The organism is Mycobacterium europaeum (assembly GCF_034555895.2).
Classification (GTDB): domain Bacteria; phylum Actinomycetota; class Actinomycetes; order Mycobacteriales; family Mycobacteriaceae; genus Mycobacterium; species Mycobacterium europaeum.
In genome coordinates this window covers 383,744-401,076 of record NZ_CP157316.1, presented here as the reverse complement: position 1 = coordinate 401,076, position 17,333 = coordinate 383,744, and the positions used below count along the sequence as shown (strand labels likewise).

The 17,333-nt window shown below is 64.7% G+C and carries 17 protein-coding genes; 4 read left to right on the top strand and 13 right to left on the bottom strand.

What is annotated here, in order from left to right:
* The first annotated feature begins 1 nt into the window (after position 1).
* Positions 2-418, top strand: a complete 417-nt coding sequence (locus tag U8D42_RS29000) for a type II toxin-antitoxin system VapC family toxin (protein ID WP_047324166.1) — start codon at positions 2-4, stop codon at positions 416-418.
* A 519-nt stretch (positions 419-937) separates the two neighbouring features.
* Here the strand turns inward: U8D42_RS29000 and U8D42_RS28995 are convergent.
* The 4 genes from U8D42_RS28995 to U8D42_RS28980 form a co-directional block, all read right to left on the bottom strand.
* Entirely contained in the window at positions 938-3,268 is a 2,331-nt protein-coding gene (locus U8D42_RS28995; RefSeq protein ID WP_139315450.1) for a hypothetical protein, read from the bottom strand.
* 669 nt (positions 3,269-3,937) lie between these two features.
* Positions 3,938-4,210, bottom strand: a complete 273-nt coding sequence (locus U8D42_RS28990) for a hypothetical protein (protein WP_142274731.1) — start codon at positions 4,208-4,210, stop codon at positions 3,938-3,940.
* 234 nt (positions 4,211-4,444) lie between these two features.
* Positions 4,445-5,134, bottom strand: coding sequence for a DUF6338 family protein (locus tag U8D42_RS28985; protein WP_047324298.1), 690 nt, complete (start codon positions 5,132-5,134; stop codon positions 4,445-4,447).
* Between the two features lie 14 nt (positions 5,135-5,148).
* Entirely contained in the window at positions 5,149-5,850 is a 702-nt protein-coding gene (locus U8D42_RS28980; protein WP_136246450.1) for a hypothetical protein, read from the bottom strand.
* A gap of 242 nt (positions 5,851-6,092) precedes the next feature.
* On the opposite strand from U8D42_RS28980, the gene U8D42_RS28975 reads away from it, so the two are divergent.
* Positions 6,093-7,292, top strand: a complete 1,200-nt coding sequence (locus U8D42_RS28975; protein WP_174900762.1) for an IS110 family transposase — start codon at positions 6,093-6,095, stop codon at positions 7,290-7,292.
* A gap of 24 nt (positions 7,293-7,316) precedes the next feature.
* Here U8D42_RS28975 and U8D42_RS28970 read toward each other — a convergent pair whose 3' ends face one another.
* The 3 genes from U8D42_RS28970 to U8D42_RS28960 all read right to left on the bottom strand — a co-directional run bounded on the left by U8D42_RS28970 (position 7,317) and on the right by U8D42_RS28960 (position 10,314).
* The gene (locus U8D42_RS28970; RefSeq protein ID WP_192579514.1) at positions 7,317-8,384 is read right to left on the bottom strand and encodes an IS110 family transposase; all 1,068 of its coding nucleotides are present in this window, start codon (positions 8,382-8,384) and stop codon (positions 7,317-7,319) included.
* Between the two features lie 248 nt (positions 8,385-8,632).
* Positions 8,633-9,619, bottom strand: coding sequence for a hypothetical protein (locus U8D42_RS28965; protein WP_232512931.1), 987 nt, complete (start codon positions 9,617-9,619; stop codon positions 8,633-8,635).
* 71 nt (positions 9,620-9,690) lie between these two features.
* The gene (locus U8D42_RS28960; protein WP_158086686.1) at positions 9,691-10,314 is read right to left on the bottom strand and encodes a helix-turn-helix domain-containing protein; all 624 of its coding nucleotides are present in this window, start codon (positions 10,312-10,314) and stop codon (positions 9,691-9,693) included.
* A gap of 189 nt (positions 10,315-10,503) precedes the next feature.
* Here U8D42_RS28960 and U8D42_RS28955 point away from each other — a divergent pair, with 189 nt between their 5' ends.
* Both U8D42_RS28955 and U8D42_RS28950 read left to right on the top strand, forming a co-directional pair.
* A complete protein-coding gene (locus tag U8D42_RS28955) occupies positions 10,504-10,941 on the top strand; it encodes a WhiB family transcriptional regulator (RefSeq protein ID WP_052955344.1) in 438 nt (145 codons plus the stop codon).
* 10 nt (positions 10,942-10,951) lie between these two features.
* Positions 10,952-11,236, top strand: a complete 285-nt coding sequence (locus tag U8D42_RS28950; RefSeq protein ID WP_047323878.1) for a hypothetical protein — start codon at positions 10,952-10,954, stop codon at positions 11,234-11,236.
* Between the two features lie 328 nt (positions 11,237-11,564).
* Here U8D42_RS28950 and U8D42_RS28945 read toward each other — a convergent pair whose 3' ends face one another.
* From U8D42_RS28945 to U8D42_RS28920, 6 genes are all read right to left on the bottom strand, one after another.
* Positions 11,565-11,906, bottom strand: coding sequence for a hypothetical protein (locus tag U8D42_RS28945; RefSeq protein ID WP_047323879.1), 342 nt, complete (start codon positions 11,904-11,906; stop codon positions 11,565-11,567).
* On the bottom strand, positions 11,903-13,609 hold the full coding sequence (locus U8D42_RS28940; protein WP_047323880.1) for a PE family protein: 1,707 nt from the start codon (positions 13,607-13,609) through the stop codon (positions 11,903-11,905). The genes U8D42_RS28945 and U8D42_RS28940 overlap by 4 nt, the downstream gene beginning before the upstream one ends.
* 15 nt (positions 13,610-13,624) lie before the next feature.
* Entirely contained in the window at positions 13,625-13,930 is a 306-nt protein-coding gene (locus U8D42_RS28935; RefSeq protein WP_047323881.1) for a type VII secretion target, read from the bottom strand.
* A gap of 73 nt (positions 13,931-14,003) precedes the next feature.
* Complete coding sequence (locus U8D42_RS28930) at positions 14,004-14,309, bottom strand: hypothetical protein (protein ID WP_133058051.1); 306 nt, start codon at positions 14,307-14,309, stop codon at positions 14,004-14,006.
* Positions 14,310-14,336: 27 nt separating this feature from the next.
* Positions 14,337-15,914 carry a DUF4226 domain-containing protein gene (locus U8D42_RS28925; RefSeq protein ID WP_052955345.1) on the bottom strand — a complete coding sequence of 526 codons (1,578 nt, stop codon included), beginning with the start codon at positions 15,912-15,914 and terminating at the stop codon, positions 14,337-14,339.
* 136 nt (positions 15,915-16,050) lie between these two features.
* On the bottom strand, positions 16,051-16,953 hold the full coding sequence (locus U8D42_RS28920) for a DUF2637 domain-containing protein (RefSeq protein WP_052955346.1): 903 nt from the start codon (positions 16,951-16,953) through the stop codon (positions 16,051-16,053).
* Positions 16,954-17,333: the final 380 nt, after the last annotated feature.

Sequence of the window (17,333 nt, the reverse complement as noted above, 5' to 3'; positions counted from 1 at the left end):
CGTGATCATCGACTCGTCAGCCCTTATTGCCTTGATCCAAGGCGAAGCCCCCTACACCGAACAGATCGCGGCCGCCCTCGCCGGCGACCGTAGCCCGGTCATGTCCACGGCGAACGCCGCCGAATGCCTCATCGTGCTCACCAGCCGCCACGGCGCCACAGCCCGCACCGTCTTCGACCGCCTCCGGTCCGAAATCAACCTCGAATTCCAACCATTCACACTCGAGCACGCGTGGATCGCACATCGGGCCTACCTCCAGTACGGAAAGGGTCGCCACCCCGCCGCCCTCAACTACGGAGACACCATGGCATACGCCACCGCCAAACTCGCGCAGGAACCACTCATTGCGATCGGCAATGACTTCGCCCAAACAGACCTTGAATTCGACGGCGTCATCGGCTACTGGCCGACACACTAATTTCGTTGCACCACAAGGCAATATGCATCAGTTAGCGACATCGCAGCAGTGTGCTCGTGTAACCCCAAGACCCGCAGCGTCTCGGCGTTGATCTGTTCACTCTGGCCACAGCGCTAGCTTGACTTTCCGCAGCCCCGCGCTCTCCACAACCACGTACGATTGTTCCAACGGCCTTGGTCACGACACCAAGCGCAGAACACACGGCCGCCATGCGCTGCACGCGAGCAAAACCACTGAGGCGCAACGATTCCACTTCGTCGCGCAGTACTTCCCGGCCCGCAGCGTTTACCACACCCGAACTTAAGAGAACGTCTAACTCTCTCAAACGAGCTTGTCGCTGCTCCCAATCATTAACAGCCTCAACATAATTTATCTCTGCCACCAAGTCCCTTGCCGCCCGGAACACCGTTATCGCGAGGCCGATTGGCCCACGAGTGGCGGTTTCCTTTTGCACCCCCCGCACGGGTCGTGGCGGCGGCTCTGCGAGCAGCTGAGCCACCTTGGCGGTCAGATCGTCGATCAACGCAGAACTAGGTCCTTCAAGGGCGCCCGAATCCCGGCGACCCAAGCCGCATACACGACGTTGAGCAGATCCCCGCCGTGCTGCTCCCAGCACAGCAAGGCCTCCAGCTGCCGGCAACGGACGAACTCCCTTGTGTAGCTGACCGTTTGGTCAGGGCTTTCCACCCCGTTCAACCCCGGCCGCTGGCAAGCCATCTGCACCAGCGCGTCCTCATGTTCCTCGCCGAGTAACGCCCACTCCTGGGCCGTCGGCCACCGTTCGGCCACCAACGCGTTCGCCACCGACTGAGCAAGTGGCGACAAATCCTCGCCCGGAATACCAAACGCCAACTGGCGAATCAGAGTTCGGCAGTAGTGCCGGACCGTCGACTCATCAGCCGCAACCAGATCGGTGTACAGCGCCGCATCCACCGTCTGCAGACGGTGCGCCCGCGACGGAGACAACTCCGCCGACATATTGTCCGGCCCGAGATTCGGTTTCACGCCCGTCGCAACCTCCGGCGACGGGTGCTCGGCAAGATACTCAGACGGCATCGCCCACGACGTCGCCACCGCGCTCACGGTATCGCCAAGCTCCCGCGCCGCCCGCACCGCCTTATCGGCAGGGTTGACCCAGCCGAACCAGCGCGCGTCAAAATCTCCATCGTGCCCGCCAGCGATCGGCATTGTCTTGCGCAGAAACACCCCAGGCGGAATATAGGCGGCACCATCATTGGTGGCCACCCAGTACGTCGGCATGCCAGACGCGTTGCGGCCCACCGCCACAGCCCAATCCAAACCCGGGTCAGTCACGCTGGCGGCCCCAGCCAGCTCGGCGACCAACGCCTTGGCCTGATCCAGATCAGATTCAGCCATATCGCGGCGAACCGCTGCGCTCTCACGCCGACCGGCGACGGGCATCAGCCCGGTCCCCGCCCCCGCACCCGCCCCGGCACCACCAGCCTCAGCTGGAATCGACGGTGTAGCCGGCGCAGAACCCACCGGCGGAGCCGCCGACGTGGCCTGCGGAGGAAGCACCGAACCATACGACGTCATACCACCTGCCGGCATACCGGTCGCCGGCGCCGGAGCTGGAGCCGAAGCAGCAGCCGGCGGTGTAGCAGCCACAGGAGCCGCCGCCGGCGCCGCCGACGTCGGAGCAGACTCGATCGGCGCCGCCAACGGTGTCATCGGAGCCTGCGTCACCGGCGGCAGACCACCCGCTGCCGAAGCACCAGCGGCCAAACCACGGCCGAAATCCATTCCCAACGACGGCATCGGGGAACCCTGCAAACCGGGCGCGCTCAGGCCCGTAGGCGGTGACATACCTCCCGGCAACCCGCCGAAACCACCCATCAATCCTTGCAGAGGGCCCATTGGAAGGCCGCCGCCCGACCCGCCGCCAGGCAGACTGGGCATACTCGGCAGACCGCCATTTAGCAATGACGTCAATGGGTTATGCGTCGGGGGCGTTATCGTCTCGGGGGGAGTTCCGGGAGGCCCAGATGACAGCCCATGGTGCCCGCGCCCTAATCCCAGTCCGTTACCAGCGTCTTTCGGTACAGGTTGATCGGGGATCGGATTAGTCCCAGGCGGGGTTGCAACTGAAGGGTCAGTTGAAGATGGATCCGTTGAGCTATCCGTCCCGTGTCCGGCTTGTTTGAACTTGGGACCGGCTCCGGGGCCACCCTCCTTGAAGTGGTTGGTGAACTGGGTCGTGTATTGAGTGACGAAGCCTTGCAGTTCAGATGAATAACCTTGAATTGCCGTTCGATGAACTCCGAGGATCACCGCCACCTGCGCGAGTGAGTGACCCGAGCCGCTCCGCAGAAAAGCCTCGGCCTCTTGATGCGCCTGCTTGCTCTCGTTGAACATGTGCTTTTTGGCGCTCGCGACGTCGGCGGCGGCACGCTTGATGAAATCCGATGCAGCACCGCTGATGTCGGCCTGGTGGAATTTAATCGCGGCCGCTTGTTTGTAGGCCTCATAAGCTGCGTCTGCGCTCTTACCCACCCATGATCCTCCGTTCAGCACGCCGTTGGCAGCCTGTTGGACGTCCATTGCGGCGTTATCGAACGATTTCGACGCATCCTTCAGCATGTCCGCGTCGCCGGTCAGAAGGGTTTCCGAGTCTGCGGGCCACACGAAAGGTTGAAACAGGATATGCACGAACGGGCCCTGCGGCTTCGGGTGATCACCGCCCCCGCCAATATGCGGGACGCCTGACGGCAGGTTGGAGAGCGCCTTCGCCGGAGTGAACAGATTCAGCAGCCGCTCTGCCTGCTTGTTATTACGCTCGGCCCACCAAGTAGGGACCTCGGCCGCACTTGGGCCTGGTATCGCAGCCATTCATAACCTACCGAGGTAGCCCGCAAACATCCACGAGCGCGTCAACCGCGCCGTTCGATACGGCTGTCAAACGGTTGATTTCATTTATTGAGGTATTGCCCATAGCCGCGGTAGCGACGTCAAGTGTCGTGGTGATGTATCTCCGTGCCGCCGATGCGACGTCAGCAGGCACAGCGGGAACAAGCGCATTCTGTACCGCCACCGCGCTAGTTACGGCTTGAAGAGTCACGGGCATATTCAAGTTACCTTCGACCCGGTACCCGCCCTGCCCTTTTTGGCCCGCAGAAACATCGAACACGTGGCATAGATTTTGCTTTGCTGCGGCGGATTCGGCGGGGCTGAACTGCGGCGTTGGCGAAGCGGAGTTAGGTGCTGCCAGCGCGACGGAGGGCTGCCCGCCTGGCTGTACACGCGAATCGCTTCGCATCGCTACAACGGTGATTGTCGCTGTGACGACGGCTGAGAGGACGATCGCAAGCAATAACCCCAGGGCTATTCGCGCCGAAACGCGACGTCGAGGCCCGCTGCCTTGCAGAAAAGCGCTTGGGAACGGGGCTGCTGGCGGCGGTGTCGCTCCCGGCGTAGGAGAAGACGCGGGAGGAGGAGGCAAGGTTACCGACGGGGACCCGGTTCTCGACCATGGTGATGACATTCTGCCGCCCTCCGTCGTTACGTCGTCAGCACGCTGGAGTTACCGGCTTCAGCGCTTTGAACTGTTGCAATGCTGAACTCTCTGCTTCCTGTGTTCGTAGCCGCGCGCCCGGCTGCATGGGCCTCCGCCACCGCGAGCGCCCCGATAGCAGCTCCTACTAGTGACGTTGTATAGCCACCAATCGTGAGGCTCTGAACACTCGAACCCGCCTGCTGAGCGGTCGCGGCATCCGCGGCGGACAAGCCGGCCTCGGTCTCCGCCACATCCATGGTGAACCTGCCTGCACTCATGCTCCGCATCTTACCGCCGGTGTTGGGGCTGCACATCGGCTAACCAGCGCCGATTGCGGGCGCTGGGAAGTCCGTTTTCCGTCCGCTACGTCTGCTTGCGCGGTTTGCGCAGTCCTTGAGGGACGGGCGGCACGCCCTTCGCCGGCTTGGGCCCTGCTGGATAGCCGCCCTTCTTTTCGATCCCATCGTCTCGAGGGACCGCCCGTTCGATGCGTTCTTGCTTTGCCATCGCGCTCAACCTCCCATACCGCTCAGATCAACAAATTCTATGTATTCAATCTCTGACCAGCGGATTAACAGCCCAACTCCGAGATAGATCGGGTCGCCGTTGGCGTCGGATGAAACCGCGCCATCCGCGGATACTGCGACCTGCTCGGCGATGTAAAGCTCCTGGTCTTCACCGTAGGCGCTCGCATACGCCGGCCGGTACCAGATTCCAGCCTTCCACTCCTGGCTGTCCTTGAGCTTGAGCGTGACGTATCCCGTGCGGTTCTTGGAGAACAGTCGATCCCAGGCCCGCGGCTCAGGATCAGTCCCGGAAATGAAGGCCAGCAGGTGTTTAAGCGTGTTCTTCGGCCAACCAAGGACCCGTCGAGAACTGGGCTTCCATTCGCGGGAATCCTCCATCCACACGCCCACCAGGTAGGGGACGATGACGTAGGCAGCGATCGCGGCCCACCACGACCACGGCAGCACATTGGGCGCGGTCGCGCCGGTCACGACGACGTGGCGGTAGCCATAGTAGGTCGCTGGAGCCAGCAGCACGTGAAATGCCGCCGAGGTCGCCAAGAAACGGAAGATCAGCGTCGCCGCGTCTGTTTTTCGCCATGCCCAGCTGGCACCGTGGCTTTCCCGCGCGATCGTGTACACCGCGCCGGGAAGGACAGCGATGACCGCGACAAGCAGTGCCTGAAACGTCGTCACAATAAGGACTCGACTTAGCTCAGTAGGGCCAGGCGGGGGTCATCGGCCCACGCGTCACCCAGGATCCCGTAGGCGCTCCACAAGCTCAGTGCGGGCGCGGCCGGGCCGCTGAGCCGCACGGGATAGGTTGAGTCGAACCCGAGCGTCAATGTCCATTGCTGCAAATCCGGGTAGAACTCTGTGCAAGCCCCGAACCAGAAACTGACCAGGCCGTGCGCGGCGGTCGTACAGATCAGCCGGTCGGTCGTCACGATGACCGGGCATGTTTGGTGAAACCGCCATTGGGCGGCGGCGCGTTGGGCCGCGACCGTTTTGCGACGATGATTGACCACGCCTTGGACCGCCAGTGCGCCGAACATCACCGCTGGGCGGCCGGCAACAATCAACGGCAGCGGCGAATACGAGCCATCTCCCCCGCAGAAGCGGCTGTAGTCGATCTGTGCACTGAGCAGTGCGTGTTCGCCGGGTTCGAGGACCGGCCCATACACCGCGACCGGGGTCGGTACACGCCCTGCACGCAGCGCGGCCGCGCACCCACGGCTGTAGTGCCACCACTGCTCGGCGGGCGTGCGCGGCTGTGATGCCGCCTGCGGCCGGCACGTGCGTTGAGCGCCGCCCGGGTGTCCGTCGTCGACGACGCGGGCTGGTGTCGACGAAGCCCGGCGAACCGGAAGGTTATGCCGCTGTAGCGGTGGCATTCCTGGAATGTCGAACATGCGTTTCCTTACCTTTCTTGCAGGGTGGTTGTTGCCCTCGGCCGTAGGCTTCGAACTGCCCAGGGACGTCGGGTATGGCTTTCATGCGTTTGCGGTGTTTCATGGCCGAAGGAGATTGGCCGCCCGACGTCCCGCGACGACTCGACCGCTAATTGAGAGATGCGATTTGATCGCTGTGTAAGGACACGCCGGCGTGGTCGTCTGCTGGGTTGATAGGGATGCCAATGATCACGGAGGTGGCTGTGAGCCAACAGGTCTGGGCCGGTGTCGATGCCGGGAAGTCCGACCACCATTGCGTGGCTATCGATGCGGAGGGTCAGCGACTGCTGTCGCAACGGGTAGCCAACGACGAAACCGCACTGCTGGAGCTGATCGACGCAGTAGCGGCGCAATCCGACGGCGGTGAAGTTACCTGGGCGATCGACCTGAACGCCGGTGGTGCCGCGCTGCTGATCACCTTGCTCATCGCCGCCGAGCAGCGGCTGCTCTACATCCCCGGCCGCACCATCTACCACGCCTCGGCCGGCTACCGTGGCGACGGCAAAAGCGACGCCAAGGACGCCGCCGTCATCGCCGACCAAGCTCGGATGCGCCGCGACCTGCAGCCGCTGCGACCCGGTGATGACATCGCGGTCGAGCTGCGCATCCTGACCGCTCGGCGCACCGACCTGGTCGCCGATCGCACCCGGGTGATCAACCGGCTGCGTGCCCAGCTGCTTGAGTACTTCCCCGCCCTGGAACGCGGCTTCGATTACAGCGCCAGCAAGGCCGCGCTGATCCTGTTGACCGGCTACCAAACCCCCGACGGGCTGCGCCGCGCCGGCGCTGCCCGCCTGACAGCTTGGCTGCATAAACGCAAGGCCCGCAACGCCTCTGCTGTCGCGGCCACGGCTATCGAGGCCGCCAGCGCCCAACACACCACCGTGCCCGGCCAAAACCTCGCCGCCGCCATGGTCGCCCGCCTGGCTAAGGAGGTGATGACCCTCGACACCGAAATCGCAGAAACCGACACGATGATCGAGGACCGATTTCGCCGCCACCGCCACGCCGAGATCCTCCTGAGCATGCCCGGCTTCGGCGTCATACTCGGCGCCGAGTTCCTCGCCGCCACCGGCGGCGACATGAGCGCTTTCGACTCCGTCGATCGTCTTGCCGGCGTGTCCGGGCTGGCCCCGGTACCGCGGGATTCCGGGCGCATCAGCGGCAATCTCAAACGCCCCCGCCGCTACGACCGACGACTGCTGCGAGCCTGTTACCTGTCCGCCCAAATCGCCATCCGTACCGACCCCGCATCCCGGACCTACTACAACCGCAAAAGAGCCGAAGGCAAAACCCACACCCAATCCATCCTCGCCCTGGCCCGCCGGCGCCTCAACGTCCTGTGGGCCATGCTGCGCGACCACGCTGTCTACCAACCCGCAACCACTACTGCGGCGGCTTGACAACGTCATTGAGATTCTCCTATGTCAAGCCGCTGCCGATTGGCAAGGCTGGATTCGGTTTTGGTGGTCGGTGTGAAGGTGGTGAAAGACGATGCGGGCCAGGCGGCGTTTGAGGCAGCGTAGGGCTTCGGGACTGGAGTCGCCGGCAGTCAGCCGTTTGCGGTAGTAGGTCTGGCCCACACCGTTGAGGCGGATCTGGGTGATCGCGATGCGGTGTAGGGCGGCGTTGAGTTGGCGGTTACCCGAGCGAGTCATGCGGACCCTGCCCGCGGTGTGACCTGACCACACTGGGATCGGCGCCACCCCGGCATGGCGAGCGAAGGCGGCCTCGCTCTTGAAACGAGTCACTCCGGCGGTTTCCCCAACGAGTTTGGCCGCGGTCAAGTCCCCACAGCCTGGCATCGCCAGCAGGGCGGGCGCCACGGCGCGAACGCGTTCGCCGATGCGCTTGGCCAACGCATCGATCTGTTCGGTGAGCCGGGTGATGTCGGCCAACTCCTCACAAGCCAGTTCGGCAACTAGACCCGGGACTGTGATCAGCCACGCGCCCAGGATCTGGCGGTGTTTGGTTCGGTCCAGCGATGCGGCCTTGGGGGCCCGTTCGGGATCGAGTTCATGGACTCGCCAACGCAGCCGGTTAATCGTCGCGGTGCGTTGTGCCACAAGGACTTCGCGGCGGTCAACTAACAACTTCAGCTCGCGCGATATCTCATCATGAGAGGCAATCGGCAGGTCAGGTTCACGCAGAAACCCGCGCGCGACCGCCAGTGCATCGATGGGGTCAGACTTACCGCGCGTGCGTGCTGAGGCACGGGTCTGAGCCATCAGTTTCGGTGGGATGCGCACGACCTGCTGCCCGGCGGAGAGAAGGTCGCGTTCTAACCGGGCTGATAGGTGCCGGCAATCCTCGATCGCCCACACCAGCTGTGCGCCGAAGCGTTCCCTGGCCCACATCACCGCCTCAGCATGCCCCGGCGTGGTCGCCTTGACGATCTTCTCCCCGAGCTTGCGGCCCACCTCGTCGACCGCGACAAAGGTGTGCGTGCGCTTGTGTACATCGGCTCCAACAACAACCATGGTGGTTGCCTCCATTCACTGTGAGGTGACGGTTGGGCCGGTCGGCGGACACATCTCAGTGGGGGCGATGCCACGCTCCTATCAAGTCACGCCGGCCGGTCCTTCACACCTGGTGCCGACAAAACGCATGGACGCCAATCCAAAGACGGCACTCACCGTAAGAGCCAGACACCAGATGATCAGGATCCAACCACCGCAACAAGCGGCGACCTCACCCTGACACTGACCGCACCGTACCTTTTCGATGTGACATAGCCCGCCGACTAGCGGGCTCCTCGTTTTCCGCGAAGCACATGTACTCGGGTTTTCGGGGCGATCAGCGGGGCGTCGGCCGGGCCCTTCAGGTAGTCGCCTATATAGCGTGGTTTTCGTTGCGAGAGCCCCGGCCCGCAAGCCTGCTGGCGCCAGTGTCCAGACACCGGGAACCGATGGCTATAGGTTCGGCCCGAGTCCGCCGCCCGCGACTGTCTTTGGGCGCGCAGTATGTCGACGATGGTTACCAGGGAAGGCCGCGGCGGCACCGGGGCCGCCGTATCGGTGCCTGCAGTTGGGTCGGGCCGCGGGCGCGGCTCGGGAGTCGGGCCGATTGTTCGTGTCTCGGCGATGTTGGTTTGGCCCATGAGCAGCCAGGCCGCGCCCAGGGCGCTGATGAACGGGTACGCGCTTTCTCCACCGTTGGCTTCCCCGGTGCGCGGCACATCGGGCCGAATCATGATGGTGTGAGCGCCCCATAGCGGCGAGCTCGTGTTGGCCATGCGCAGCACGGCGGCGTTCTGCTCAGCGCGTGAGGCTGGCGTGAGCTGCAACAGCCCATCTGGCCTTCGCCACCACCAGACCGCGTCCCAGGGAATGTCGATGATCGTCGCGACCTCGCGGTCAAGGGGGCGCGCGGTGACTCCAGGCCTGTTGAGGTCCATTTCGACCGCCTCTTGGGTGGGCACACCACTAGAGACGGTGTCGGCGGATTTCGCCCAACATAAAAGGCCGGTCGCGGCTGGCATTGCCGCCTCAGGTGTCCACTCCGGCAACGACTTTGACGCTTCGAGCACCACGTCGACCATGTCGCGTGAGACCCAGTACAGCTCGGCGGTACGTAGCGCCGCCGCTTCGGTTCGTATCGTGTCGGCAGTGGCGGCGAACTTATCTATAAGCCGCTCGATCTTCCTCATTTGCGCGACGCGCTCAGGTGGAGCGCCGGGCGGCAATGCGTTGCGGTACTCCTCAAATGTCAGATCCGCGGCGGCCTCCATGGCATAGCACCACTGCCGCCGGATGATAGGCATGCTGGTGGCCGCCCATGGTGCCGCTCCGCGTCGACGACTCACGGGCGGATCTCTCTGAGTTCGGCTAAAAGTCGGATCGCTTCGGTGCGCTCGGCATCGGCGAGCCAGGGCAGCATCCAGATCAGCGCCTCCTCGGTTTCGCGTGAGGCCGTGCTGAATTCGTCATCCATCGCGGCGCGGGCGGCCTCGGACATGTGGTCGCGATGCTCGAGGAACGCATGGCGCATTTTGACCAGTCGATGAGCGACAGCGAATCGTTCGGCGGCGGCCCTCGCGGTGTCCGCGCTGACGGCCGGTGGCACGGCGATGGTGCCGGCGGTAGTGACCGCTCGAGGCGCGTTGCCGCCTAAGACGGCGTCGACGCTGCCGTCCTGCCATTCCAGCGCACGCTCTAGGGCTCGGCGTAGCCGGCGGGTGAGTCGGCCTGAGCGGTTGGTTTCCACCGCACGCACGGTGGCTACCGACATGCCGGCGCGTTCGGCGACGTCGGGCTGGGTCAGCTTCAGTTGTTTGCGGCGAAGTCGAACTTCGTCGGCGAGCTGCTCCCAGGACATGACCCGTATCTTGCCCGACAAACCGCCAGATTTCCCCATCCGCGCCGCTAAAACAGGTGATTCAGCGGTTTGGGTCGCCGATGCGTTGAGCAGCGCCGGCTCAACCATGAAACACGGTCTGACATGCGGTGACACCGTGTGCTGGTGCTCGCTGCGAGCGCACGTGCGGGTACCCATCCCAGAATTTTAGCGGTTAAACCGCTAAAACCGCTAAAAACTCTGTTAGATTATCGGTAATTCACGGGCGTACCGCCTCAGTGAAGAAGCCCAGCACCTACCAAGGGAAGGACGCCTCCAATGACGATCAACCTCGCCCCCGCCGCCGACACCCGCGCCAACGCCAGACCGTTTGCGTCCTTCCAGATGCGCGCTGATGTGCGCCTCTTCCAGACCAGCCAGCACGTGGCCTGCCAAGAAGACCCCGAGCTCTTCTTTGACCCGCGCGCCAAACACCGCGCCATCAAGCGCTGCGCCGAATGCCCCTTCCGCGGCCGTTGCGGCTACAACGCCGTGGCCACCGGAGCCACTCACGGAATCTGGGGCGGCATCATGCTGCCCGGCGCCCAACCCAAGGAACTCAAGCCGGTCTATGCGCGGCTGGCCGCCCAGTTCGAGCAGCGCCGCCAAGCCGAACTCGGTGACCTGCGAGTCGCCCCGCTGCCAGACCTCGACGACACCGACGACACCGACGATGTCGACGACGAACCGCTGATCTTTCACGCCGGCGCGGCATAGGAGGCATGTCATGAGCTCCGTCGTTGCAGAGCACCCCGTAGTCACCAGCGTCGATGACAACGGCACCGAACGCATCACAGTGTTGGACCACGACACGTCGGTGATTTGCGGAGCCTTCAAACCCGCCGGCCATCTCTATTGGCGGCTGTACCTGACCACGGCGGTGGCCAGCTCCGGGTGCACCGCCACCCAACTGCCGCCCGCGCATGTACTGGCAGCACGTCGCGAGGACGCCTGTCGATGGGTCGAACTGATCGCCCACCTCTACACCCACCCCGCCGCGGTCGACAGATAAACCCCGTAGCGACCGCGCCCGCGGCCCGCCGCTGCCCTTGCCCTAAGGACTACTAACTATGACTATTCGCGAAATTGCCTGCGAGACAGATGTGTTCGACGCCGACGGCACACCGCTATCCGGGCGCGTCGACAGACCACCTGAGAACACATTCGATTGCCTCGGCAGTGCCCCCATGATTCCAAGCTGTTTTCTCAGACGGCTGCCCGTCACCTAAGCCTGAAGACGTTGTGGCGTTGATACATCGGCTTTTTCGCATTGCCGGTATCGCCTGCTCGGCGCCCTCATTCACCAATTCTTCTGCGCGCCATGGTTTTTCCAACCGGAATCACCATTCGTCGCGCAGCACCTTGAGTTCATGCCAGGACGATTCCGGCCCCCAGTACCGGTCAATCGCGGCCTGAGCCACCTCACGCAGTCTTTGCGTGCCCTCGCTGAGCACTTCGGTGATCAAATCTTCCAGGCCCGTGTAGGTGTAATCGGCCAGCGCGGTCGGCGCGATGAACAGATCGCACAGATACCCGTCCCCGTCGAACGTCGGCATCACTACGTCGCTGATCGGGTCCTGTTCTCGCATGTTGTGCGCGGCGGCGTTGAGTTCGGCCACCAGCGCCCGCGTTACGCGCAGCCCCTGGTCGACGGCGGCGATTCGTTCCTGCGGTGTGCTCACGGGTTCTTCCGATCAGTGGGTTTAGCGCGGCCTTCTCGACGGTTCTTCACCGGCTCACTGTTGGCCGGCGCCACCACTTTCAACTTGCGTTCCTGGTAGAGCTGCTTGTTGTTCGGGCCGGCGCCCTCCCCGGTTCCCCGCATGGGCGGCATCATCGGACCCACTGCGCCCATCGCCGGTGCAGGCGCCTCCGCCGGTGTCGGCGCCGAGGGCGCAGAGGCGGGTGCGGCCGCCGGCGGTGCGGACGCCACCTCGGTAGGCGCGGCCAGTGGCATGTCTCCCCCACCCGCCGGCTCTGTGTCGCCTCCGCCGCCACCGGCGCCGAGATCCCCGGGAGAAGGTAGATCACCTGCCGGAGGCTCTGGGGATTGCGGCGACTGCTCCCCGCCGTGCTGCGGCTCACCGCCTTGCGGATGCTGACCCAAGCCACTCATCATCGGCCCGGCCGCCTGCTCCAAACCCTGCAGCGCCTTTTGCGGCGCTGCGGCCAGGCCACCGAGCAAGCCACCCAAGCCGCCGACCACGCCACCGATGATGCCGGGAACGACTTCCGAGGGCAGGCCCCCGGCCGTCTGCGGCAGCGCATCCGCCAGCGGATTAGCCGGGCCGCTGGGATCAACGGCCCCAGGCGGCCACGTCGGCCCGGCAGTCAGATTCTCACCGACACCTGGACCGCCCTGCACCGGCTGCAAGGGCGCGCCTTTGGGCGAGTGCTGCGGCTGCGGCGGCCCCACCGGGCCATCGCCGGGACCAGCAGGTGGAACAGCAGGGGGCACAGTCGAAGTGGGAGCATCCGGCGGCGGCACAGGCATCTTCGGGTTACTCGGTGCCGCTTCGGCAAAGGTATAGGTGCTAAACCCCGTCGTCGAAGCCTGATAGAGCTTGCTGACCTTGACCTGCGCCTTGACGACGGCCACCCGTTGGGCGCCACCGGTGCGCGCATTGGACTGCAGCGCCGCCTTGAGCTCGCGCTCCGCGTCAAGCACGTGGCGATACGGCGGGACATCGGTGAGCGCTTTGGAGAAGTTCTGCACATGAGCCTTGGCCTGATCAGCCAGGCCCTGCACATACTTGGCGTGACCCTGATACCAGGTTTGCAACGCGCGCATCCGGGTCGTGGCCGCATCGGCGGACTGGGCCTGCCAGCCGTTACCGGTGGTGCCGATCGCTTGGCCGAGTTTATCGGCGGCGTCGTCGAGCTGCTTAGCCTCCGAGCGCAGGCTGGTCTCCACGGCCTCCCACGTCTTTTTGCCCGTGCCGGCGCGACCGGTCTCGATCAAACGAGCGACGTCACGCGGGCTCGCCGGCACCTCACCGGCGGGCAGATCCGTGCCCAGCCCGCCCGTCACGAGATCCGCCGGCACCACATGACCCGGCGCGCCGGTGTACCCGGCCGGCACGGCCGCGGCCGCACCACCGCCGCGTCCCAGCGTCGCGGCCGAGCGCACTTCCTGCTCGTCGTAGGCCGAGGCGCTGGCATCCAGCTTCACCCCGAACTGGCGCGCCAACACATTGGCCATTGCCGTGTATTTGCGCGCCAAACTCACCTGGGCGGTGAAACGCGTGCTCGCGCCCACCGACACCATGTCGGCAGCGCTGGGCTGTACATGATTCGAGCCCGGCGTTGCGGCGCCACCAGCGGCCTCGGCCTGCCGGCCTGCCGCCCGCACGACCTCGGTATCGACGCGTACTGAATCCGCCACCAAGTAGCCTTCGAGTTACGTCTTCAAAATTTGCTGGCTGGCCTCTTCGGTCTGCTGGTAAGAAGAAATGCTCGACCGAATATGGCCAGCCACACCCTCGCAATACTGCCCCAGCGACCGGCCCGCCGCTGACCGCGCCTGCAGCGTCTCGTTCAACGCCTCACGAACTTCCCACCCAATGTCGCCGAAGCGTTGACCCATGCTTTCGGCGGTGCCGGGATCGACGGTCAGGCGCTCGCGCACCCGCGGCGCCTCTTGATCCCACCACTGCGCGTGCTGGTCCCACTCATCGAAATCCAGCTTCACGTCGTCGCCGGCCACCGCACACCTCCCATAGAACTTGGCTATTTGCTAAGCCTAACAACGGCTCAACGGCCTGCGCATCGGTCACGAATTAAAAATCGATGGTTCGCCGATATTCTTCGACGTCGGTCAAACTCGGCCAGCCCGGCGTGGTCGGCAGGGCAGCACCGCTGTCCTCAATGATGCGCATGCGCTGTTCGGCGCGTGCTCGCATCAACGCCAGCCGGTGCAGCCGCACAATCCGATCCGCCAGCATGTCAGCGGTCCACGATCGCATCACCTCGGGCTCGAGCTGGACCCGCAACCCCTGACCCTGCCAATCCAGCTCGACCATCAACGCGCCATCGGCGGACCATTCAGCGACAGTGGGAAGTACTTCCTGCTGCTCGTCGGTCACCGCGACTCCCGCATCGTTGGCCCACATCTAGCTACCGCTGGTGTTCGTGATCCCCGGCTGACCGGCCGGTGCTGGCGCACCCGGCACGGTCGGGACCGGTGTCGTCCCGGTGAGCTGAGGCGGATCGACCCAGCCCAGAAAATCTCCCGTAGGCAGTGCGCTTTGCGGTTGCAGCTGCCCATCAAGCCAGATTTTGCCATTACCCATGTACATCACCGGGTCGCGACTCGTGAATTGGGCGATTTGACCGGGTACCAAATGGCTCGGATCTGCCGGCGCGGTCACCGGGGTCCCCGGCGGAGGCAACTCCACATGGGCCTGCTTCCACCCATCGGCGACCGTCGCCCCGTTCAACACCGCCCGCACTGCGGCGGCGTGCTGGACAGTGGAAGCCGTCACCGGGGAACCGTCGGGCATCTGGACTACCCGGCTCGGCTCGCCACCGACGCTGGCGGGCACCGCCGCGGGCGGGGCGGGCTGGCCGCTGGGCTGCGGCGCAGTCGTGCCCGCTGGCTGGGTCGTGCCGTTCTTCTCGCCCTTGTCGCTGGTGTCGTCCTTGCCCGACGTCGCGTCAGAGTTCTTGCCGCCGTCGCCGTCCCCTTTGCCATGCGAGGCGTCTTGGAAGTCGTCTGACTTGCCGTGGTCGTGGGCGTCAGTGTCTTTGAACCCGTCACCGCCGCCCTGGCCGGCCAACTGACTTGCCAGCGGGCCCATCGCGCCCAGCGCATCCATCGGCAACGACCCCGCGGCCCCGCCCAGCGCGCCAGGAATACCCCCCAGCCCCGCCATCGCCGGGCCCAGCATCGACAGCGGATCACCCATCCCCGCGCCACCGAGTCCAGCCAGCGGATCAGTCAACCCCCCACCAGCACCGCCACCTGTAGTGGTTCCGCCAGCCCCGGCTCCCCCATCGCCGTCACCGCCACCGCCGCCGCCGCCGTCACCGTCGCCGCCGTCACTACCGCCGCTGGTATCGCCTCCACCATCACCGCCGCCGGCGCCGTTACTGTCGCCCTTGCCCTTCTTCTTCGGGTCGCCCCCAGCGGTACCGCGGTACTCCTCACCCAGGGCGGCAAGCAACTCGGCTTGCTTTTTGCTGTCCACCTTCGAACTGTCAAGAATCTGTTGAATCTGGGCGAGCTGGCCGTCCAAGAACTGGTTAAACAAGGCCATCGCATGTGGGTCACCGGCGGTTTGCGGGTTGGACGTCAGCGCCTTGCGCGCTGTCTCGATGCTGGCGATGATGCCGCTAATCCGTGAGCGATTGTCGTCGTTGGCCGCGAATATCTGCTTGAGCAAATCGGCTAGCTTCTCATCGGTCTGGTTGACCGCGCCGCTGGCCTGCTGGTAGGTCGTTCCCGCTTGCCCGGCACCCTGCTGCAGCCCGCTGGGCCCACCCGGGGGTTGAGGAGCAGGCCCCCACCCCGGCGCGCCCGGCGCCTGAGGAGCAGGCCCCCACCCTGGCGCGCCCGGCGGAAACGTCGCGGGTACCGGCTGCTGGGCGGGCCAGTCGCTCTCACCGTCGCCACCACCGTCGTCATCGCCGCCGAAGATCCCCGAAAGGTCATCAAACAGGTCATCCAAGACGTCATCAAGAAAGCCCATGGCTTGCCCAAATCCCCTCTAACCGCAGGTTGTTGGAAAAACGCTACCGCCGTGTGCTGGCACTATGCGACGGTCGCGCCTCACCGATTTCCCTGGCCCGACGAGCATCAGCATGTCGGCGGTGTTCGTTGCGGTCTTACTGGTCGCCGACCGTCATGCCCAGCGCGCTTGCAGCGGCATCGCGAATCTTGCTGACCGTGTCGTGATGTAAACCCACCTCCGGCTTGGCCCCGATCGCGCGCAGCGATAACGCAGGCCGAGATTCGTACAAGTACCGCAGCACCTGCGCCAACTTGTCGGTAGGCACGCTCGGGCAATAACCTTCTTCATGCAGCTTGCCCGCAGCAGCTTCCCAGCGGTCCATTCGCTCCACCGCCAGCGCCAGCGCGCGCTCGCGCAACTGCGAGCGCGCATCGGGCGGCGGTGCGGGATGAAATCGCCACAAGGTCCCCAAGATATGCGTCGTGACCATCAGCGCTACCGGTGGCACACACGCCAAACCCGCGGCACCCCAACGCATCCACGGCGCCAGCTGCCCGGTGAATAACCACGCGTGCAAAGCATTGCCGCCCACACTCACCAAAGCCGCTACCCCGAGCACCGCCCACAGAAAAACACGGTTCCAAAACTGCTCACGGTAGGGCGCAAACGACACAATCCCCAGCGTCGCAAGGATGATCAGGCCATCAAGGATCAACGGCCACAGCCACGACGGCCACCCGGGCCACGCCGACATCGCCGCTAAATTCCGCAACGAGGTGAACGACAAGACGAAGCTGATGGTCGCGATACCCACCGTCAGCCACACCGCTGCGGTGCGGCTACGGCGAACCAACCGCAACGTGCGCATCTCGTCTTCACCGGCCGCATCCCACTGCGCAGGTGGTGCGTTCAGTGTTTCGGACCCGAGTGAGTCTGACTCGACAGCGGGCATCGACAGCGCGCCCTGGCCGCCGAAGTGCTCGTCGACGGGATGAACCTTGACGTCGGATCGCTGCGCAAGCCCTGCGCCATTGCGGCGCGTGTTCAGTGTCGTCACTCGCGGAATCCCTTCGCAGGCAAAGAATAACGGCACACAACTGGGCTGTGCCGCACGCCAGAACAGCAGCGCTGCAGTCCCGTTGAGACCCCGACCAGGTGGGCTCAAGCCGAACTTACAACCCCGCTCGCCCTTACGCGTCGGTCGGCGGTCACCGATTTGCGAGCGCCAAAAGCCCCGGCGTGGAGATTGGCAAAAAAACTTCCCGCGGGTGCGGCGTAAGGGTGCTGAAGCTGCTTACTGTGGTGCCTGCGCGGAAAACCGCGCGGCGTGTCGGCCGAACATCGATGCCGACTCGTGTCACTCTGGTCCCACCAGAAGCCCCAACCACCCAGATGAACGAGGAGACCGCGCCCCACACCTTCACCCAAACGCGTTGA